This is a genomic window from Diaphorobacter sp. B2A2W2, from assembly GCF_056730635.1.
In genome coordinates this window covers 579,379-600,121 of record NZ_JBWZOR010000001.1, presented here as the reverse complement: position 1 = coordinate 600,121, position 20,743 = coordinate 579,379, and the positions used below count along the sequence as shown (strand labels likewise).

At 66.0% G+C, this 20,743-nt stretch carries 18 protein-coding genes; 7 read left to right on the top strand and 11 right to left on the bottom strand.

Going from position 1 to position 20,743, the window contains the following annotated elements:
* Positions 1-31: 31 nt before the first annotated feature.
* From AC1PPL_RS02735 to AC1PPL_RS02720, 4 genes are all read right to left on the bottom strand, one after another.
* Positions 32-466, bottom strand: a complete 435-nt coding sequence (locus tag AC1PPL_RS02735) for a hypothetical protein (protein WP_011805582.1) — start codon at positions 464-466, stop codon at positions 32-34.
* Positions 467-531: 65 nt separating this feature from the next.
* Positions 532-2,013 carry a Ppx/GppA phosphatase family protein gene (locus AC1PPL_RS02730; RefSeq protein WP_479972600.1) on the bottom strand — a complete coding sequence of 494 codons (1,482 nt, stop codon included), beginning with the start codon at positions 2,011-2,013 and terminating at the stop codon, positions 532-534.
* An 84-nt stretch (positions 2,014-2,097) separates the two neighbouring features.
* Positions 2,098-3,087, bottom strand: coding sequence for an ABC transporter substrate-binding protein (locus AC1PPL_RS02725; RefSeq protein ID WP_479972553.1), 990 nt, complete (start codon positions 3,085-3,087; stop codon positions 2,098-2,100).
* Between the two features lie 175 nt (positions 3,088-3,262).
* Positions 3,263-3,754, bottom strand: coding sequence for a fasciclin domain-containing protein (locus AC1PPL_RS02720; RefSeq protein WP_015913072.1), 492 nt, complete (start codon positions 3,752-3,754; stop codon positions 3,263-3,265).
* Between the two features lie 200 nt (positions 3,755-3,954).
* Here AC1PPL_RS02720 and pstS point away from each other — a divergent pair, with 200 nt between their 5' ends.
* The 7 genes from pstS to phoR all read left to right on the top strand — a co-directional run bounded on the left by pstS (position 3,955) and on the right by phoR (position 10,693).
* The gene (gene pstS / locus AC1PPL_RS02715; RefSeq protein WP_479972552.1) at positions 3,955-4,995 is read left to right on the top strand and encodes a phosphate ABC transporter substrate-binding protein PstS; all 1,041 of its coding nucleotides are present in this window, start codon (positions 3,955-3,957) and stop codon (positions 4,993-4,995) included.
* Positions 4,996-5,072: 77 nt separating this feature from the next.
* Complete coding sequence (gene pstC / locus AC1PPL_RS02710) at positions 5,073-6,086, top strand: phosphate ABC transporter permease subunit PstC (RefSeq protein ID WP_011805577.1); 1,014 nt, start codon at positions 5,073-5,075, stop codon at positions 6,084-6,086.
* Positions 6,083-6,964, top strand: a complete 882-nt coding sequence (pstA, locus tag AC1PPL_RS02705; protein ID WP_479972551.1) for a phosphate ABC transporter permease PstA — start codon at positions 6,083-6,085, stop codon at positions 6,962-6,964. Before pstC ends, pstA begins: the two co-directional genes overlap by 4 nt.
* Before the next feature lie 22 nt (positions 6,965-6,986).
* Entirely contained in the window at positions 6,987-7,769 is a 783-nt protein-coding gene (gene pstB, locus AC1PPL_RS02700) for a phosphate ABC transporter ATP-binding protein PstB (protein WP_011805575.1), read from the top strand.
* Between the two features lie 14 nt (positions 7,770-7,783).
* Positions 7,784-8,485, top strand: coding sequence for a phosphate signaling complex protein PhoU (gene phoU, locus AC1PPL_RS02695; RefSeq protein WP_015913075.1), 702 nt, complete (start codon positions 7,784-7,786; stop codon positions 8,483-8,485).
* Positions 8,486-8,501: 16 nt separating this feature from the next.
* Positions 8,502-9,209, top strand: coding sequence for a phosphate regulon transcriptional regulator PhoB (phoB, locus tag AC1PPL_RS02690; RefSeq protein WP_479972550.1), 708 nt, complete (start codon positions 8,502-8,504; stop codon positions 9,207-9,209).
* Between the two features lie 86 nt (positions 9,210-9,295).
* Positions 9,296-10,693 (top strand): phosphate regulon sensor histidine kinase PhoR, encoded by a 1,398-nt coding sequence (gene phoR, locus AC1PPL_RS02685; RefSeq protein WP_479972549.1) that lies wholly within the window; start codon positions 9,296-9,298, stop codon positions 10,691-10,693.
* Here the strand turns inward: phoR and AC1PPL_RS02680 are convergent.
* From AC1PPL_RS02680 to AC1PPL_RS02650, 7 genes are all read right to left on the bottom strand, one after another.
* Complete coding sequence (locus AC1PPL_RS02680; RefSeq protein ID WP_312563516.1) at positions 10,638-12,014, bottom strand: MATE family efflux transporter; 1,377 nt, start codon at positions 12,012-12,014, stop codon at positions 10,638-10,640. The genes phoR and AC1PPL_RS02680 overlap by 56 nt on opposite strands.
* Complete coding sequence (locus AC1PPL_RS02675) at positions 12,014-13,711, bottom strand: hypothetical protein (RefSeq protein WP_479972548.1); 1,698 nt, start codon at positions 13,709-13,711, stop codon at positions 12,014-12,016. Before AC1PPL_RS02675 ends, AC1PPL_RS02680 begins: the two co-directional genes overlap by 1 nt.
* A 150-nt stretch (positions 13,712-13,861) precedes the next feature.
* A complete protein-coding gene (locus AC1PPL_RS02670; protein WP_011805569.1) occupies positions 13,862-14,116 on the bottom strand; it encodes a type B 50S ribosomal protein L31 in 255 nt (84 codons plus the stop codon).
* 97 nt (positions 14,117-14,213) lie between these two features.
* On the bottom strand, positions 14,214-15,362 hold the full coding sequence (locus tag AC1PPL_RS02665) for an ABC transporter permease (protein WP_011805568.1): 1,149 nt from the start codon (positions 15,360-15,362) through the stop codon (positions 14,214-14,216).
* A 3-nt stretch (positions 15,363-15,365) separates the two neighbouring features.
* The gene (rbbA, locus tag AC1PPL_RS02660) at positions 15,366-18,176 is read right to left on the bottom strand and encodes a ribosome-associated ATPase/putative transporter RbbA (protein WP_479972547.1); all 2,811 of its coding nucleotides are present in this window, start codon (positions 18,174-18,176) and stop codon (positions 15,366-15,368) included.
* 24 nt (positions 18,177-18,200) lie between these two features.
* The gene (locus AC1PPL_RS02655; protein ID WP_123676398.1) at positions 18,201-19,271 is read right to left on the bottom strand and encodes an HlyD family secretion protein; all 1,071 of its coding nucleotides are present in this window, start codon (positions 19,269-19,271) and stop codon (positions 18,201-18,203) included.
* Between the two features lie 20 nt (positions 19,272-19,291).
* Complete coding sequence (locus tag AC1PPL_RS02650; protein WP_479972546.1) at positions 19,292-20,737, bottom strand: efflux transporter outer membrane subunit; 1,446 nt, start codon at positions 20,735-20,737, stop codon at positions 19,292-19,294.
* Positions 20,738-20,743 lie beyond the last annotated feature (6 nt).

The window sequence follows — 20,743 nt, the reverse complement described above, 5'->3', positions numbered from 1 at the left end:
GGCGATCTTCAAACCTGCCCTGCAAAGCAGACTATTTCTTGTCCGACTTAGGGCGCCCGGTCTTGATGGCGGGTATGGACTGCATTGCCTTTTGCAGGGTGGCATCGTCCAGTTGCGACAATAACTTGAGGCCGGCCCGCAGTAACTCGCTCTTCTTGGCAGGCGTCGACAAGCGGGCCGTGCGTTCCTTCAGCGTTTCGATGACAGCGTACTCGTCCTTCGGGATGGTGAAGCTATCGCGCACCAGCTTGGGCTTCTTGGCCTTCATGTCTTTTTCTTTGTCGGCCACAGATGGCGCCGCCTTGGTGGCCGCTTTGAGGGGCGCTTTTACGTGTGCCTTGGAAGGCTTTGCCGGCGACCTCTTCGGCGAAGCCGCTGGCGCTTCTGTTGCCAGATCTTTTGCCGGAGCTGGAGCCGGGGCCTGCGCGGCCGGGGCTGCTGTGTCGGTAGCGGGAGTTCGTGCCATATATCTTGCCTGATTGAAAAACGATATAAACAGTTTATATCGTTTTATGTTGCGGCGCCATCACATCAAGAAAGCTCGGTCACGAATTCCCATGGCGTTTTTTGCCATGCATCGGATTCTTCCCGCAGCAGGTGTGCAGACTGCGGATAGGCCGCTGCCCAGCCGGTGCGCGACTGCACGGTACAGCGGCGGCCTTCCACCTGCAGATGGATACCTTCTACGTCTGGAGGGCGCCGCGCGTGGCACAGGGCCACTGCTGCGCGCAGGCACATGAGCTGCAAGGCAAAGACCGGATCGGCGAGATTCGCGGCTTCCAGCTTGCGCACCTTCCCCCGGTGGCCCAGCACCAGGAGCCCCAGATGGTGCAGTTCGGACAAGGCAAAGCCGGCTGCATCCGTATGGTCCAGGATGTAGGCGCCGTGATGGTGGTAGTCGCTGTGTGAAATGCGGCACCCGATCTCGTGCAGGCAGGCGGCCCAGCCGAGCTTGCGGGCGGCACGTTCGCTGCCTTGCGGGGAAGCCTCACGGAACAGGCGGCAGGCCAGTTCGGCAACGCGCTCGGCATGGGCGTGGTCCACCGTAAAACGGTGCATGAGCGAGCGCACGGTAGCTGAGCGCAAATCCGTTTCGGGCTGGTCGCGGTCCAGAAGATCGTAGAGGGCACCTTGGCGCAGAGCGCCTTGCGCCACGGTCATGCGTTCGATATCCAGCAGATCAAAGATCGCACGCACGATGCTGACGCCCCCTCCAATCACCGCCTTGCGGTCGTCCTTGAGGCCGTCCAATCGCAGGCGGTCTACATGGCGTGCACGCATCAGCTGGTCCTGCAGCCAGTCGAGGCCCTCCCGGCGGATCACACCCTCCTCACCGCCAGCGGCAGCAAGGATGGAGCCAACGGCCCCGACGGTGCCTGATGAGCCATAAGCCACATCCCACGTCTGGCGCCGGTAACTGTCCATCGCCTCGTCCAGCACGGCCTTGGCGGCGATCTCAGCGGCTTCGAAAGCGTGGCGCGTGAAGGAACCGTCAGCGAAGTAGCGGGCAGACCAAGCCACGCTGCCCACGCGGTAGGACGCCACGGTACCTGGCGTGAACTGCTGCCCCAGAATCAATTCCGTCGAGCGACCGCCGATGTCCACGACCAGGCGCTTTTCGTCGGATTGCGGCAGCAGTCTTGCCACGCCCTGGTAGATGAGCCGCGCCTCCTCAGGCCCGGATACGACGTCGATGGGAAAGCCCAGAATCCGGCTTCCTCGGGTAATGAATTCTTCCCGGTTGCGTGCCTCGCGCAAGGTTTGCGTCGCCACCGCACGGACATGAGGGGCTGGGAAGCCCGCAAGCCGCTCTGCAAACCGGGCAAGGCAATCCCAGCCACGCTGCATGGCGTCCTGCGTGAGGTTGCGGTCCTCATCGAGGCCGCCGCCCTGGCGAACGGTTTCTTTCAGGTATTCGACACGGCGGATCTGCCCGTGTTCGAGGCGGCCGATTTCCAGGCGAAAGCTATTGGAGCCCAGATCCACGGCTGCCAGCAGTATTCCATCTTGCATGGGGATGCACGCTGTGCGCAGGTTTTCCAGCGGTGCAGCATAGCATCGGCGCCGGGGAGAAAACGACTGCAGGGCGGCCACGTCTCAGCCCACGATGCGTCCGTCGGCCGTGAGCATGCTTTGTGTGACGTGGGTATTGGCCAGGCGTCTGTCTTCGTAGGCCACCAGGTAGCCGCCGACCTGGATTTCCACGCGTTTACGCAACGCGGCGAGAACGCTGGCGCGTGTGACCGGTCCGGTCACCGACTGCAGCACCTCTGCGGTATACCGTGCGGCGATGAAGCCCGCCAGCCCCTGGGGCGAGGGGGGCTCGTCGTAGAGCTTGGCCATGACCTCGCGGTAGTTGCGCACGATGGACATGCCGTGCGACACCAAGGGAACCGGTTGCGTGGCGATGACGGAAATGCCGCGCGGAATGCCACCCAACTGCGCCAGCACCTGCAGATTCGCATCGGCAAGGGCCACTACAAAGCATTGCCGGCCCTGGGGCAGGGTCAGGTGTCTTACATATTCGTGAAGCTCCGGAGTACCCCCGATGAACAGCACGATGGCAGGGGGAATTCCGCGCTGCTCCTGGGGCGAGAGGGGCTGGATGCGCAACCCCATGGCCTTGCCCACTTCGGTGACCAGACCCTGCAACTGCTGCTGGAGCGTCGCATTGGCGTAGACCGCCCCCGCCTGTTGCACTCCCATGACCGCGAGAGAGCGGATGGCATGGGTCATCTGGGCCCGGTAATTGGGAAAGATGGGAAAGACGGTGTCGCTGTCGTCCTTCCATTGCCGCAAGAGCCACGGTGCCAGGTGGGCCAGTGCGGCCTCGCCCGTCTGAAGGGTGGCGATGGCGGCCGCCGTGCTGTCCCCCACGCACCCGGACAATGCCACACACGCGGCGTTGTCGTATGCCGCCTTCCAGGCCGTGCGAACCGCGGCAGCCGACCCGTCGGTCTCCACCACCACATGCTGGACGGAGCGGCCGCGAATGCCGCCGCCACGAGCGTTCAGGTCCGTCCATGCAGCCCGGGACCCGATCAGGAAGTCACGGCTGACGTCCTGGTTCTGTGGCGACAGATCCACGATCTGTGTGACTGAGAGAGCGCGTTGCTCCTGCGCCCGCGCTACGGGCGCATATGCCGCTGCGCCGATGGCGCAGGCAGCGCCCGCCGCCTTCAACAGGGCGCGCCGCTGCAATCGCAGGCTGCAAGAAAGGGGAGGATGCATGGTCTGGAAGGACAGGTTGGCGTGGAACGGCTTACTTCTTGCGGGGAGGCACCAGCACGCGATCAATCACGTGCACGACACCGTTGCCCGCCTTCAGGTCGGCCTGTTCCACCAGGGCGTCCTCCACGGTCACAAAGTCTGCGGCGCGTGCCAGAGCAATGTCCGAGCCCTGCAGGGTCTTCAGCTTGCCGGCCTTGGCGCTTGCGGTGACGTGTGCCGGCACGATGTGGTAGCTCAGCACGGCCTTCAGCTGTTCCTTGTCGTTCTTGAGGGCGTCACGCGTCTTCGCAGGAAGCGCCTGGAAGGCTGCATCGCTGGGGGCGAAAACCGTGTAGGGGCCGGAGCCGTTCAGCGTGGCTGCCATGCCTGCGTCGGCGACCAATTGGTTGAAGGTGCTGAGGTTCTTGGTCTTGGCAACCACGCCGCCCACCGTGTTAGGGGCAGACGCGGGGGTAGAGCAGGCGCCCAGGGTCGCGACGATCGCGAGGGCCAGGGTGGTTTGAAGAGTCAGGCGACGGAACATGTGGTTCTCCCGTAGAGGTGTGTTTGTTACCGACTGTTGTCGGTGGCGGGAGCGTACGTTCCCCGTGCGACAGTTCCGTGACAAGGAAGTGGGGCAGCGCTGCGGACGGTGTATGACGGTCAAGAATGAATGTCACGGTGATGTCACAAACGGCTTCTAGAGTCGCGGCATTGAGTTTTTTCAACCAAGAGGTCTCTTCCATGAAACTCTCCGCGATTCGCGTTCTGGTGTCTGGTGTTGTGGCAATGGGCGCGTTTTCTGGCGCCTGGGCACAGCAGGAAGCAACGGGCGCTGGCGCCACCTTCCCTGCACCCCTGTATTCCAAGTGGGCGGCCGACTACAACAAGGCCACGGGTGTCAAGATCAACTACCAGTCCGTCGGCTCGGGCGCCGGTCTGCGTCAGATCGATGCAAAAACCGTGGCGTTTGGCGCTTCTGACATGCCCTTGAAAGACGAAGACCTCGAAAAGAAGGGTCTGGTTCAGTTTCCTACCGTGATTGGTGGCGTGGTGCCGGTGGTCAACATCAAGGGTATCCAGCCTGGCCAGATCAAGCTCACCGGTCAAGTGCTTGGTGACATCTATCTTGGCAAGATCACCCGCTGGAATGACGAGGCCATCAAGGCCCTGAATCCTTCTGTGCCTCTGCCGGATGCCGCAATTGCCCCTGTTCGTCGTGCCGATGGTTCTGGTACGACTTTTGTGTTCACTAACTATCTCAGCAAGGTGAATGCCGAGTGGAAAGCCAAGGTTGGTGAGGGTACGGCAGTGAATTGGCCCGTGGGTGCGGGTGGTAAGGGTAACGAAGGCGTTGCCGCTTTCGTGGGTCGTCTGCCTAATTCCATCGGTTATGTTGAGTACGCTTACGTCAAGCAAAACAAGCTGACCTATACGCTGCTGCAAAACGCGGCTGGCAAATTTGCGTCTCCTGATGACACCGGCTTCAAGTCTGCTGCTGCTGGCGCTGTTTGGCCCAAGAGCTTCTACCTGATCCTGACAAACCAGCCCGGCGACGCTACCTGGCCCATCACCAATCCCACGTTCATCCTGATGCACAAGGTTCAGGAGCGACCGGCTGACGCCACTACTTCGCTCAAGTTCTTTGAGTGGGCATACAAGTCGGGCGACAAGACCGCCTCCGATCTGGACTATGTGCCCATGCCGGAAAATGTGAAGGCAGTGATCATGAAGTCGTGGGGCGAGATCAAGGACACTTCGGGCAAATCCATCGCCCTGAAGTAAGCTGACACGGTGGCCCGCCCTCCAGGGTAGGCCACCGGTTCCCCTGTTTTACAAGGCAATCAGACGTGTCCAGTACCATGCCCGTCCACGAGGCCCCGCCGCTTGATGCGGCTGTTGGCGCATCCAGGGGTTCACCCCCGCCCCGTACCACCCTGTTTTCCGGCGTGATTGCCGATCGCATCTTCGGCTGGTTGGCGCGCGGCGCGGCCGTGCTGACCCTGGCGCTTTTGCTGGGCATCATGGCGTCGCTCGTGCACGGTGCCTGGCCATCGATCCAGCAGTACGGCCTGGGCTTCCTGACGAGCAGCGTCTGGGATCCCGTGCAGAACGAGTACGGCGGCCTGGTGATGGTCTACGGCACCCTGACGACCTCCATCATCGCGCTGTTGATCGCCGTGCCGGTCAGTTTCGGCATTGCGCTGTTTCTGACGGAGCTTTCCCCTGCGTGGCTCAAACGTCCGCTGGGAACGGCCATCGAACTGCTGGCGGCTGTGCCTTCGATCGTCTACGGCATGTGGGGCCTGATGGTGTTCGGCCCCATTCTTGCCACTTATGTGCAGCAGCCGCTGCAGTCGCTGTTCCACGGCGTGCCTTACCTTGGCGCGCTGGTGTCGGGGCCGCCCGTGGGTATCGGCATTCTGTCGGCCGGCATCATCCTGGCCATCATGATCATCCCCTTCATCGCGTCGGTCATGCGCGATGTGTTTGAGGTCACTCCCGCGCTGCTCAAGGAGTCCGCCTACGGCCTGGGCTCCACCACCTGGGAGGTGGTGTGGAAGGTGGTGCTGCCCTATACCAAGTCCGGTGTCCTGGGCGGCATCATGCTGGGGCTGGGCCGTGCGCTGGGCGAGACCATGGCCGTCACCTTCGTGATCGGCAATATGAACCAGCTCAATTCACTGTCCGTGTTCGAGGCGGCCAACAGCATCACCTCCGCGCTGGCCAACGAATTTGCCGAAGCCGGCGAGGGCCTGCACCAGGCGTCGTTGATCTATCTGGGACTGGTGCTCTTCTTCATCACTTTCGTGGTGCTGGCCTTGTCCAAGCTGCTGCTGGCGCGCCTCAAGAAAAACGAAGGGGCCCGCGCATGAGCACGTCGCAAAAACTCATCTCCGCGGCCGAGCTGGCCCAGGTGCGCCAGGCGCGCTATGCGTCGCGCAAGCGCCTGAACCAGATCGCATTGACGCTGTCGCTTCTGGCCATGGCGTTTGGCGTGTTCTGGCTGGTTTGGATCCTGTGGGAAACCATCCGGCTGGGCATGGGCGGGCTGAGCGTGGCGCTGTTCACGCAGATGACGCCCCCGCCCAACGAAGCCGGTGGTATCGCGAACGCGATCTTCGGTTCCTTTGTCATGGTGCTGCTGGCGACGTTCGTGGGCACGCCCATCGGCATCATGGCGGGCGTCTACCTTGCGGAATACGACGCACGCGGCTGGCTGGCATCCACGACGCGCTTTGTGAACGACATCCTCCTGTCCGCACCCAGCATCGTGATCGGCTTGTTCGTCTATGCCGTGGTGGTCGCCCAGTTCAAGAGCTTCTCGGCCTACGCCGGGATCATGGCCTTGGCGCTCATCGTCATTCCCGTGGTGATCCGCACCACCGAAAACATGCTGATCCTCGTTCCGGCCAGTCTGCGCGAGGCGGCCTACGCCCTGGGCACGCCCAAATGGAAGGTCATCACCATGGTGACGCTGCGCGCGGCCCGCGCCGGCGTGATCACCGGCATATTGCTGGCGGTGGCACGCATCGCAGGCGAGACGGCGCCCCTGCTGTTCACCGCACTGAACAACCAGTTCTGGAATGGCGACCTGTCCAAGCCCATGGCCAGCTTGCCGGTGACCATCTTCAAGTTCGCCATGAGCCCCTATGAGAACTGGCAGCAGCTCGCCTGGGCTGGCGTGTTCCTCATCACCCTTGCGGTGCTGGGCCTGAACATCCTGGCCCGTGTGGTCACGCGCCAAAAGTAACTATTGCCTCCGGAAGACATTCATGCCCTCCACCAAGACCTCCGCGCCCGTGCAATCCAAGATCACGGTCCGTGACCTGAACTTCTATTACGGGAAGTTCCATGCCCTCAAGAGCATCAACCTCGACATTCCCGAGAAGAAGGTCACCGCCTTCATCGGGCCGTCGGGTTGCGGCAAATCCACGCTGCTGCGCACCTTCAACCGCATGTTCGAGTTGTATCCCGAGCAGCGCGCCGAAGGGCAGATCATCCTCGACGGCGAGAACCTGCTCACCAGCAAGCAGGACGTGGCGCTGATCCGCGCCAAGGTGGGCATGGTGTTCCAGAAGCCCACGCCGTTTCCCATGTCAATCTACGACAACATCGCCTTTGGCGTGAAGCTGTTCGAGAGCCTGAGCGCGAGCGACATGGACGACCGCGTGGAATGGGCGCTGCGCAAGGCGGCCTTGTGGAATGAGGTCAAGGACAAGCTGGACCAGAGCGGCGCGGGTCTGTCCGGCGGCCAGCAGCAGCGCCTGTGCATCGCACGCGGCATCGCCATCAAGCCGGAAGTGTTGTTGCTCGACGAGCCCTGCTCCGCGCTGGACCCCATCTCGACCGCCAAGATCGAGGAATTGATCGCTGAACTGAAAGACGACTACACCGTGGTCATCGTCACGCACAACATGCAGCAGGCGGCGCGCTGCAGTGACTACACCGCCTATATGTATTTGGGCGACCTGGTGGAGTTCGGCGACACAGAGCAGATGTTCTTCAAGCCGCAGCGCAAGGAGACAGAGGACTACATCACGGGCCGCTTCGGCTGATGGAGGTACGGGACATGGCAGACAAACATCTTTCTTCACAGTTCGACAGCGAACTGAACAACATTTCCTCCCGCGTCATGGAGCTGGGTGGCTTGGTGGAGTCGCAGATTCGCCAGGCCATCTATGCGCTTTCCCACTTCAACCTGGAAGCCGTGGAACAGGTGGAGCAGTTGGAGCGCCGCGTGAACGCCATGGAGGTCGAGATCGACCATGAGCTGGCTTCCGTCATCGCGCGCCGCCAGCCCACCGCACGCGACCTGCGCCTGCTGATGGCCTTCTCCAAGGCCATCGCCAATCTGGAGCGCATGGGTGACGAGGCCACGCGCATGGCGCGCATGGTCAAGTCCATCATCGAAAGCGGGGCCGCCCGTTCGCTACCGTCCAGCGACCTGCGTGTGGCGGCCGACCTGGCTTCGGGGCTCCTGCGCAAGGCGCTGGATGCGTTTGCCCGCCTGGACACCAAGGCCGCTGTTGCCATCCTGAAGGAAGACGATCTCATCGACCGGGAGTTCGACGGTTTCGTGCGCAAGCTCATCACCTACATGGTGGAAGACCCGCGCACCATCTCCGCCAGCCTGGACCTGCTGTTCCTGGCCAAGGCCATCGAGCGCATTGGCGACCATTCCAAGAACGTGGCCGAGCTGATCATCTATCTCGTCAAGGGCAAGGACGTGCGCCACACGGCGCTGGACGAGATCGAGTCGGCCGTGGCCTGAGAAAGGCGGTGAACCGATGAAGAAGCTTCTCCGGGTACTCATCGTCGAGGACGAGTCCCCCATCGCAGAACTGGTGGCCGTGAACCTGCGCCACAACGGCTTTCAGCCCATCTGGGCGGAAGACGGCGAGTCGGCGCAGCGCGAGCTGGACGCGGTGCTGCCCGATGTCATCTTGCTGGACTGGATGCTGCCGGGCCAAAGTGGCCTGCAACTGGCACGCAAGTGGCGTGCCGACAGCCGCACCAAGCAGATCCCGATCCTCATGCTGACGGCGCGTGGTGACGAGCCCGACAAGGTGGCCGGGCTGGATGCCGGCGCCGACGACTACATCACCAAGCCGTTTTCCACGCAGGAACTGCTGGCGCGCATCCGCGCCGTGCTGCGCAGGCGTGCGCCCGAGCAGGTCAGCGACAGCGTCTCTATTGGTGAACTGGTGCTGGATGCGGCCACGCATCGCGTCAGCTACCAGGGCCAGCAGCTCAAGGTCGGGCCGACAGAGTTCAAGCTGCTGCACTACCTGATGAAGCACCCGGAGCGCGTGCACAGCCGCGCGCAACTGCTCGACAAGATTTGGGGGGACCACGTCTTCATCGAGGAGCGCACGGTGGACGTGCACGTGAAGCGCCTTCGCGAAGCATTGGGTGTGGGCGGCGCCATGGTGGAGACCGTGCGCGGAGCGGGCTACCGGCTCACCGCACAGCCGCAGGCACTCATGCGGGCGTGATGGCGGGTGCCCGACGCCCCCGTGTTTTTTCAGGCGCCCGGAGATGATGCGGGCGCTTTTTTGTTGTTGACCTGAGCCCTGCGGCCATGCTCCTGCGCTTCTTTTTCTTTCTGCTGTGCCAACTGATCGGCGGTGCGCTGGGCTGGTGGCAGGCGGGCCCCTGGGGTGCTGGCATCGGCGCCTGTTTCGCCGCATGGTTGTGGTTTGCCTGGGATCTGTGGCGCGGCGCGCGCGTGCTGAACTGGTTGCGCCAAGGAGACCCCACGCAAACGCCACGCCTGAGCGGCCTGTGGGGAGAAGCAGCGGACCGCGCACGGCGCTTGGTGCGCCAGGGCCAGCTGAAGGCGCAGGCCGGCGATGCGCGCCTGCAGGAAATCCTCCAGGCGCTGCAGGCATCGCCCAATGGCGTGATGCTGCTGGATGCCGAAGGCCATATCGAATGGTGCAACCAGATGGCCGAGGAACACTTTGGCCTGGATGCGGAGCGTGATGCGCAGCAATCCATCGGCAACCTCGTGCGGGACCCGGACTTCAGTACCTACTACGCGTCCAAGGACTACACGCGCGACGTGGTGCTGCCAGGACGCGCCAGCATGCCCTCGCGGCCGGTGCGCGTATCGGTGCACCTGCACCCGTATGGCGATGGCCGCAAGCTGCTGCTGTCACGCGACGTGACGGCGCTGGAGCAGGCCGAGGCCATGCGGCGCGACTTCGTCGCCAACGTGTCGCATGAGATCCGCACCCCGCTCACCGTGCTGATGGGCTTTGTCGAAACCCTGCAGACCCTGCAGCTCAGCAACGAGGAGCGTGCGCGCTACCTGCGCATGATGTCGCAGCAGGCCGTGCGCATGCAGAACCTGGTGCAAGACCTGCTGACGCTGTCGCGCCTGGAGGGAAGCCCTCCGCCCAGCATGCACGAATGGGTCGCGGTCTCGACGCTGCTGCGCCGCTGCGAGGACGAGGGGCGCGCGCTCTCGGCCCTGCTGACGCAGAACCAGCCCGGCAAGGCCCACCAGATCACGTTCCCCACGACCGAAGCAGCGCAGGCGGCCGGGCAGGTGGCCGGCAATGCGGCCGAGCTGCAAAGCGCCCTGGCCAACCTGGTCAACAACGCCGTGCGCTACACGCCACCGGGAGGCATCATCACCGTGGCGTGGGACGTGGAGCCTGATGGCAGCGCCCGTTTTATGGTGCGCGACTCAGGGCCCGGCATTGAGCCGGAACACCTGCCGCGCATCACCGAGCGCTTTTACCGCGTGGACCGCAGCCGCTCGCGCGATACGGGCGGCACGGGCCTCGGACTGGCCATCGTGAAGCATGTGGTGCAGCGCCATGGCGCAGCGCTGCAGGTGGCCAGCGTGGTGGGGCAGGGCTCGACGTTCACGGTGGTGTTTCCGCCGTCGCGCCTGCGGACGCCGCCGCGCGGCCTCAGCGGTGGGGTTCCTGCGGTAGCGGCGGAGCCGCCCGGCGTGTCTGCAGCCTGAGCACGCCCAGCAGCAGGGCCGTGAAAATCAACGCCGTCGCGCCTAGAGCGGCAGCGCTGGCGGCCCAAAAAGGCGAAGGGGAATGCATTGGCCCCCAGCCCGCCAGACCGCGGTAGGCCAACACGTAGCCTCCATACAGTCCCACGCCCCACAGCAGCACGCAATAGACCGCCAATGGCGCCAGCGTGATGCGGTAGCTGCGCAGCACGAAGATGCACAGCGTCTGCAGGGCATCCGCCACATGGTAGGCGGCCACCCATACTGCCAGCGCGCCTGCCATGGCGACGACTTCCGCGCTGGTGGAGTACAAGGCCGTGATCGTGCCTTTTGCTATTAATAATATAGCTGCTAGCGCACATCCCATAAGCGCTGCAAGCCAAAAACCCTTCAAGGCGACGGCAGCGGCCTGGTGCTCGTTCCCCGCGCCACGCCAGAAGCTCACGCGGGCGCTTGCGGCAATGGCCAGCGACAAAGGCACCATGTAGAGCACGGCGGCGAGGTTGGAAGCGATCTGGTGCGCAGCCGAGGCCAACGCCCCCTGGCGTGCGATGAACAGCGCCATCAGCGTGAACGAGGTCACCTCCACCAGGATGGACAAGCCCGCTGGCAGGCCCAGCCGCAGAAAGCGCGCGATCTGCGCGGGGTCGGGCCGCTCCAACGGGCGCCACAGCCGCAGCGGGCCGTACATCGTGTGGCGACGCAGCATCCACCAGCCCAGCAGCATCAGGCCGTAGTTCACGGCCAGCGTGGCCCACGCGCAGCCTGCAGCACCCTGCGGCGCCAGACCGGCACCGCCGAAGGTGAACCAGACCGAGAGCGGCACTTTGACCGCCAGCGAGCCGACCTGCAGCCAGGTGACGAGCTGCGGGTGCCCCAAAGCCTGGTTGAGGGTGCTGTAGATGCGAAACAGCAATGCAGGCGGCAGGCCGAACGCGAGGATGGCCAGGTAGGCCTGCACCTCGCCGCGCAGCGCCGGCGGCACCTCGGTCCATTGCAGGAGCGGGCCTGGCGACAGCAGCACGGCCATGCCCAGCACCGCGGCACCCGCCCACAGGTACAGCGACTGGCGCACGCTGGCGCCCATGCCTGCCTGTGCGTTCGCGCCGCGCTGCTCGGCCCAGATGGGCAGCAAGGCCTGCAACACACCCATGAGCGCCACGTACACGCTCACGAACACGGCTGAGCCGATGGAGAGGGCAGCCAGGGACTCCTGCGAATGGCGTCCGGCAACGATGGTGTCGGTGACCCCGAAGGCCATCACCGCAAGCTGCCCGGCCAGCACGGTGAGTGCGTGCCGTGCAATGGTGGACAGCTCGGACATCAGCGCTTGCGGGCCGCGCGGCGCAGCACCAGCATGCGGTCGCCGCGGTCCGTGGGGCGGCTGACGCTCGCCATCTCCTGCCACTGCGCTGGGGGCAGCAACGCGCTCACCAGCGGTGCGGCGGAGGCGTCTGCGATGACCCAGTCGCACTGCGCCAGCTGTTCGGTGGGCACCATGTGCAGCTGCCCATGGTGCAGCAGCGCGGCCAACTGCGCACGGTTCAGCCCGTAGCCGACCACGCAGCTGTCGCGGTCGGTGATGGCGGCAGCCACGCCGGCCACCTGGGGTGCGAAGCTGCGGCCATAGTTCAGCAGCGGCAGCCACAAGGTCATCATGAGCAGCCAGCCCAGCGTGGCGCCGCCCGCGGGCAACACCAGGCTGCGCCAGATGGCGGGGCGGTTGCGTGCCGCGCGCCAGACCACCAGCAGGCACCACGCAGCCGTGGCGGCCAGCGCCACGCCGAAGGCCAACAGCGAGAACGACGGCACGTAGCCGGGCGCCAGCTTGGCCACGTTGGCCGCGGGCTTGGCCGGCACCCCCGTCTGCACCGCCAGCCACACCACCCAGATGCCGATGGCCGAGGCGCTGAAGAACAGCAGGGTGAACCAGTCGATCAGCGCTGCGATGCTGCGCCGCAGCGTCGGCAGCGCAAAGGCGGCCAGCGCCGCCAGGGCGGGCAGGCCCAGCAGCAGTGCGCGGTCGGCCGGCTGGGTGGTCAGTGTGGCTGTCACGGCCACGAGGGCAAACCACAGCGGCAGCAACAGGTGCCGGTGCCATTCGCGGCTGAGGATCTGCTGCCGCCAGCGCCACAGCGTCCACAGCGTGAGGGGCCAGGCGGGCCAACTGAACCAGATCAACAGGCGCACCAGGCTTTGCCACTGTTTCAGATCTTCGAAGCGCACGATGCGCCAGCGCCATAGGTCCAACTGCAGCGCCAGCGCGGCAGCGGCCACCGTGGCGGCCAGCAGCACGCCCGCTGCCACTGCGCGGCTGCGCAGTGTCGCGCCGCGTGTGCAGGCCACCAGCCAGACACAGCCCAGGCCCAGCAGCACTGCGAGCGTGGGGGCGCCGCTGAGCACCAGCCCCAGCAGCCCGGCAATGGCGGTGAAGGTGGGCCACGCCGTGCGCCAAGGCATTGCGGAGCCAGCGTAAAACAGCAGCGCGGTGCAGCACAGCTGGGTGAGGTAGCTCGTGGTTTCATGCGACAGCTGGGCCAGTCCCAGGCAGGCGATGAAGGCCAGCAGGCCGGCATCGGCCATGGCGCGGGCATAGTCGGCGGGCTGCGCCTCGCCGCCGAAGGCAAAGGCCACGGGCTGTGCGCCGGGGCTGCGCGCCAGGTAGTACACGCTGTACCAGGTGGCCGCCAGGGTCAGCAGCAACAGCGCGACGAACGGCAGGCGCGCGGCAAGCTCCGCCGGCAGCCAGCCGTCCAGCGCCTGGATGGCCCACGCGCCCAGCCAGTAGGGCAGCAGTCCGTCGCCATCCGGCGGCACGCCTACCAGCAGCGGGTCCATCCAGGAGGTGCGCCCGAGGGCCAGTTCGCGCATGTAGCCGAACGAGGCGATGTCCGCATTGCGCCACGGGTCGCGCCCCACGAAGCCGGGAACGGCATAGGCCAGGCACAGCAGCAGCAAGGCCCAGCGCGGCAGCGGGCGCACGGCGCTCTGGGCAACGATGGCGGGGGTCGGGTGTATCACGCGGACGGGGGGAAATGGCGTTGGGCCGAGGATAGCGGAGTGCGCAATAAAAAAGGCAGCGCGGAGAAGCCGGGCTGCCTGGTGTGTGCAAGTGCGGCGAATGGGTTCGCCACCTGCCTGCACGGGCCTGCACGGGGCAGGCCTTGTTGCTTACTTCGCTGCGGTCTTGCCGAAGCGGTTGCGGAAACGCTCCACGCGGCCGCCCATGTTGTCCACCGACTTTTGCGTGCCGGTGTAGAAGGGGTGCGATTCGGAGGACGTGTCCAGCTTGTACAGGGGGTATTCCTTGCCTTCGAAGGTTTCGGTTTCCTTCGTGTTCACGCAGGAACGGGTCACGAACTTGAAGCCGTTGGACAGGTCAACGAACAGCACTTCGCGGTAATTGGGGTGGATGCCTTCTTTCATGATCTTCTTCCTCAAGTCAGCGGGAGCCGCACCAGCCTATTCCAGTGTACTTTCCGCAAAAAAGCCCGCAATTATCGCACAAGCTGATTCAGCGGTGCTAGGCCATGCTGCTGATGGTGCGGCGAAAGCGCGCCAGCGACAGGGCGAACAGGACCGAGCCGATGCCCGCCAATGCCAGGAACTGCGGCCACACCACGTCCATGCCTGCGCCGCGGTACAAGATGGCCTGGCCCAGCTCCACGAAGTGCGTGGTGGGGGCCGCCAGCATCAGGTCCTGCACCAGCGCAGGCATGCTCTCGCGCGGCGTGGTGCCGCCCGACAGCATCTCCAGCGGGATGAGCGTGAGCACCATGAGCAGCCCGAACTGCGGCATGCTGCGCGCCACCGTGGCCATGAAGATGCCCATGGAGGTGGTGGCGAACAGGTGCAGCGCCGCCCCGGCCAGGAAGAGCCCCAGTGAGCCGCCAATGGGCACGCGCAGCAGCCCCTGCACCACCAGGACCAGCGACGTCGTGGCCGCCAGCAGCACCACCAGCGCCATGGACCAGACCTTGGCCAGCATGATCTCGGTGGGCGTGACGGGCATGACCAGCAGGTGCTCGATGGTGCCGTGCTCGCGCTCGCGGATCAGCGCCGCGCCCGTGAGGATGATGGACAGCATGGTCACGCTGTTGATGATCTCCATCAGGCTGCCGAACCATGCCTTGTCCAGTGCGGGGTTGAAGCGCATGCGCAGCGCCAGATCCACGGGTGGGGCTGCGGTGCCGCGGTAGCGTTGCACGAACTCGCTGACCTCGCTCAGCACGATCTGCTGCACGTAGGCATTGCCGCTGAAGGCCTGGCTCATGCGCGTGGCGTCCACGTTCAGCTGTACTTCCGCTGCGCGGCCCGCGAGCACGTCGCGCTGGAAGTCGGGCGGGATGTTGAGCACGAAGGTGTAGTGCCCCGCGTCCATGCCCGCATCCATCTCGCGCGCGGTGATGAGCGCCGGCGTGTTGAACTGCGGCGGGTAAAAGGCCGAAACGATGCGCTGCGACAGTTGCGACTGGTCCTCGTCCACGATCGCAATCGGCGCCTTGTGCAGGATTTCGGGCATGGCCGTGGCGGCGGCGTACACCGACAGCGTGAACACATACACGATCAGCACCAGCATGGTGGGGTCGCGCAGCAGGCTCCACAACTCCTTCACGCCCAGGCGATAGATGTTGAGCAGGTGCAGGCGCACGGATGAGGAGGAGCCGGGCATTGGTCAGCGCTCCTGCTTCTTCAGCAGCGCAATCGCGCCCAGCATGACCACGGGCACCGACGCCAGCAGCGGCAGCAGCGCTCCCTGCAGGTCGGCCAGTCCCAGTCCCTTGCTGAAGACGCCGCGGCTGATTATGAACATGTACGTGGCCGGGTAGACCGAGCCGATGAGGCGGCCGCTGCCCTCCAGCGACGAGACGGGATCGATCAGGCCCGAGAACTGCACCGCCGGTATCAGCGTGCCGATGAGTGCGAAGAACATGGCTGCGATCTGGCTGCGCGTGACGCTGCTGGCCAGCAGGCCCATGCCGGTGGAGGTGACCGAGAACACCAGCGCTGCCAGCGCCAGCGTGGCAAAGCTGCCGGTGATGGGCACGCCGAACACGGTTACCGCCAGCAGGCACATGAGCAGGAAGTTCAGCATGGCCAGCAACACGTAGGGCAGTTGCTTGCCCAGCAGGAATTCGGTGCGTGTGACGGGCGTCACGTACAGGTTGAGGATGGAGCCCATCTCCTTCTCACGCACCACGGCCAGCGCCGTGAGCATTGCCGGCAGCATGAGCATCAAGAGCGGAATCACCGCCGGCACCATGGCGGGCAGGCTGCGCACGTCGGGGTTGTAGCGGTAGCGCGATTGCACGGTCACGCTGCTGGCCAGGCGCTGCCCCGTGCGCTCGTGTAGTTGCGCGGCCAGCCAATGCTGGTGCATGCCTTGCACATAGCCGCGCACGGTTTCCGCGCGCATGGGCATGGCGCCGTCCACCCAGGCGCCGATCTCCACGTTCTTGCCGCGCAGCACGTCGCGGGCAAAGCCGCTGGGGATCTCGATGGCCAGCGACAGCTCGCCGCTTCGCATGCGCCGGTCCAGCTCGGCATGGTCCGACAGCGGCGGTTGCTCGATGAAATAGCGCGATCCCGAGAGCGCGTTGGCATAGCTCTGGCTCAGCGTGGTCTGGTCGCGGTCGAGCACGGCGTAGCGTAGGTTCTCCACGTCCATGTTGATGCCGTAGCCAATCACGAACATCAGGATCAGCGAGCCCGCCAGCGCCAGCGTGGCGCGCACCGGGTCGCGGCGCAGCTCCAGCGACTCGCGCCACATGTAGCTCAGCATGCGCTGCAGGCTGAAGGCGCGGTGCCGGGGTGCTTCTATTTCAGGAGCTGCCGCCGCTTGATCTGCGGGTGTTTCAAACTCTTTTGCGTTTGATACGACCGTCGATTGAGCGCTGGAAGCTCCTGTTTTCGTAGCGTTGTCATCTGCAATGGGCTCGCCAGCGGCCTCCAGCAGGTAGCCGATGAACGCCTGCTCCAGCGTCTGGGCGCCGCGCCGGGCCATCAGCGCGGCCGGCGTGTCGCTGTCCAGCACCCGACCCGCGTGCATCATGGACATGCGGTCGCAGCGCTCGGCCTCGTTCATGAAGTGGGTGGAGATGAAGATCGTCACACGGTCGCGGCGCGACAGTTCGACCAGCAGGCGCCAGAAGGCGTCGCGCGCCACCGGGTCCACGCCGGAGGTGGGCTCGTCCAGGATCAGCAACTCGGGCCGGTGCACCATGGCCACGGCCAGCGACAGGCGCTGGCGCATGCCCAGCGGCAGGTTGGCGGGCAGGGTGGCACGCTCGTCCTGCAGGGCAAAGCGCTGCAGCATCTCGTCCACGCGCGCTGTCACCTGCTCTTCCGGCACATGGAACAGGCGCGCGTGCAGCACCAGGTTCTGCTCCACCGTCAGCTCGCCATACAACGAGAACGCCTGCGACATGTAGCCCACGCGCCGGCGCGTGGCCATGTCGTGCGGGTCCACCGCCTGCCCGAACAGCCAGGCACGGCCCTCGGACGCAGGCAGCAGTCCGGTGAGCATCTTCATGGTGGTGGACTTGCCGCAGCCGTTGGAGCCCAGAAAGCCGAAGATCTCGCCGCGTCGGATGCGAAAGCTCACCTGGTCCACGGCCACGAAGTCGCCAAAGCGCATGGTCAGGCCCTGCGCCTCGATGGCAATGTCGTCCTCGCCGTTGGTCGGCAGCGGTGGAATCACCACCGGGCTGTGGCCGCGCTTCCTGGCTTCGGGCAGCAGGGCGATGAAGGCTTCCTCCAGGGTGTCGACGCCAGCACGCTGCAGCAGCTCTTGCGGTGTGCCCGTGGCAAGAACGGCGCCATCGTCCATGGCCACCAGCCAGTCGAAGCGCTGCGCCTCGTCCATGTAGGCGGTGGCGACGATCACGCTCATGTGCGCGCGCTCGGTGCGGATGCGGGCGATCAGCTCCCAGAACTGCGCGCGTGCAAGGGGGTCGACGCCGGTGGTGGGCTCGTCCAGGATCAGCAGGTCAGGGTCATGGATCAGCGCGCAGCACAGCCCCAGCTTTTGCTTCATGCCGCCCGAGAGCTTGCCCGCGGGCCGCGCGAGGAAGGGGTACAGGCCTGTGCTGCGCGTGAGGTCGTCAATGCGCTTGCGCCGTTCGGCCGCGCCGTGGCCGAACAGGCGCGCGAAGAACTGCAGGTTCTCCTCGACCGACAGCGTGGGGTAGAGGTTCTTGCCCAGGCCCTGCGGCATGTAGGCGATGCGCGGGCAGATCGCGTCGCGGTGCGCCTTGCGCGCCATGTCGCCGCCCAGCACCTGCACGCTGCCCTGCTGCAGTGCGCGCGCGCCGGCCATCAGCGCCAGCAGGCTGGACTTGCCCACCCCGTCCGGCCCGATCAGGCCCACCATGCGGCCGGTCGGTATGTCCAGCGTGATGCCACGCAGGGCCTGGGCCGCGCCGTAGCGCAGTTGCACGTCCCGCAGCCGGGCCACGGGGGTGGCGGTCTCAAGGTGCTGGGGCATGGAGCAGCCAGGCGTTACGGTCCGTCAAGGGGCCACGACGTTGTGCAGGTGCGCCGGCCAGTCGCGGCCCGCGTCCAGCTTGATCCAGGCCTGGCCGGGCAGGCCGGTCTTCACCTGCGTGATGTGCTTGCGCAGCAGCTCGGGGGCGATGCGCGCGCGCACGCGGAACATGAGCTTTTGCCGCTCGCTGGCCGTCTCCACGGTCTTGGGCGTGAACTGCGCCGTGCTGGCGACGAACGACACCTTGGCCGGGATCACATACTGCGGTGCGGCGTCGAGCACGATGCGCACCTCGGTTCCCAGCGCCACACGGCCGGCCACGGTCTCGGGCAGGAAGAAGCTCATGTACACGTCGGTCAGGTCTACCAGGTTGAGCAGCTTGCCGCCGCCGCCCAGCACTTCACCGGGCTGGGCTAGGCGCAGCTGCACGCGGCCATCGCGCGGGGCGGCGAGTTCGCTGTCGGCCAGGTCGGCGTTGATGCGCTGCACGGTCGCATCGGCGGCTTTTACCGCCGATTCGGCGCCGGCCACCTGGGTGCGCGCGGCAACGATGGCCGCGCCTGCGGCCTGTGCCTGTGCCTGCGTGGCCTTCAGCGCGGCCTGTGCGCTGCGCACGCGGGCCCGATCGTCGTCCAGTTCCTGCTCGGAGGATGCGCCCTCGCGCGCCAGCGTCTCCGACCGTGCCGCGCGACGCTGAGCGGCGTCCAGGTCGGCCTCGCGCTGAGCGATCAGGGCCTGGGCGGCCGTGTGCTCGCTCTCGCGCAGGGCCACCTGGGCGCGCGCGGATGCCACGGCCTGCAGGGCGCGGTCGCGGCTGGCCTCAGCCTCGCGCTGCTGGGCCAGCAGGCTGTCCACCTGCATGCGCGCCAGTGGCTGGCCGGCCTGCACGAAGTCGCCTTCCTGCACCAGGATCTCGGCTACGCGGCCGGCGTACTTGGTGGCCACGTCCACCTCGGTGGCCTCGATGCGCCCGTTGCCGCCCACGAGGCCGGCGTTCTGCTGCGTTTCCTTCCACTGCAGCCAGGCGTAGCCGCCCAGTGCGGCGATGGCAGCGATTGCGGCTGCGGCGATGAGGATTTTCTTGGGAATGGTCATGCGAGGGTCCCGTTGGGTTGTCAGCGCGCGGGCGCGCCGCCGCCCAGCGCGGCATAGACGGCGATGTGTGCTGCCTGTAGCGCATAGCGTGCTTGCACGAGTTGCTGCTCGGCGGCCAGCAGGTCGCGCTGGGCATCCAGCACTTCGAAGTAGGGCGTGGCGCCGTGGTCGTAGCGCAGTTGCGCCAAACGCGCGCGTTCATGCAAGGCGTCGCGCTGGGCCTGCTGCAGCGTGATCTGGCGCGCTGCCGTGGCGCGCGTGGCCAACGCATCTGACACTTCGCGGAAGGCCGTCTGCACGGTCTTTTCGTAGTCGGCCACGGCGATGTTCTGGCGTGCGGCGCTCAGATACAGGTTGGACCGCAGGCGCCCGCCGTCAAAGAGCGGCAGAGAGACGCTGGGAGCGAACGTCCAGGCGCGGCTGCCGCTGTCGAACAGGCCGTCCAGGTGCGCGCTGGCGGTGCCCGCACTCGTGGTCAGGGCGATGCGCGGAAAGAACGCTGCGCGCGCGGCTTGTACGCGGGCGTTGGCGGCGTGCAGGGTGTGCTCGGCGGCGGCAATGTCGGGGCGGCGCAGCAGCAGGTCGGAGGGCAATCCCGCGGGCACGGTGGGAAGGGCGACGGCAGCCTGGGGCGGCGCCAGGGCCAGCGCATCCCACGGTACGCCCACGAGCTGCGCCAGCGCATGGGCCTGCAGTGCCTGCTGCTGCGCGAGCTGGGTGCCGATGGATTCGGCCTGGTACAGCAGAGATTCCACCTGCGTCAGCGCCAGGCGCGAGATGGCGCCGGCCGCGTGGCGGCGCCCGAAGATGCGCAGGCTCTCGCGGCGCGTGGCGATGGTGTCTTCTGTCAGCGCGATGCGTTCCTGCGTTTCGCGCCATGCGAGGTAGTTGCGTGCCACCTGGTTCACCAATGCGGCTTGGGCGGCGCGGCTGCCTTCGGCGGAGGCGAAGTAGGCCTGCTGCGCTGCCGCCTCCAGGCTGCGCACGCGGCCCCACAGATCCAGCTCCCAGTTGCTGATGGCGAGGCCCACGCGGTGCTCGCCGGTGATGACGGCGCGGCCGGCCACGTTCAGGTCCCCCGGCACGCGGGCGCGGGTGTGGCTGCTGCCCACGGCCAGGGTCGGCCAGCGATCGGCGGACTGCAGGCCCAGGGCGGCGCGCGCCTCGTCCACGCGCAGCATTGCCAGGCGCAGGTCGCGGTTGTTCTCGAGCGCCTGGCGCACCAGGCCTTGCAGTGTGGGGTCGCGGTAGAACATGCCCCACTCGGCCTGGTCGTCACCGCTGACGGTGCCGTCATCGAAGGCGACGGGTGGCGCGGGCCATGCGGCGGGCAGCAGCGCAGGGGAGGGCACGTCCGTTCGCACCCCTGCCATACATCCGGCGACTGTGACGCAGATCCCGAGCAGGCCCGTGCGCAGCGCTGGGCTGTCAAGGGGCGACACGAGGGCGGGGAGGGCGAAGGGCATACGCAG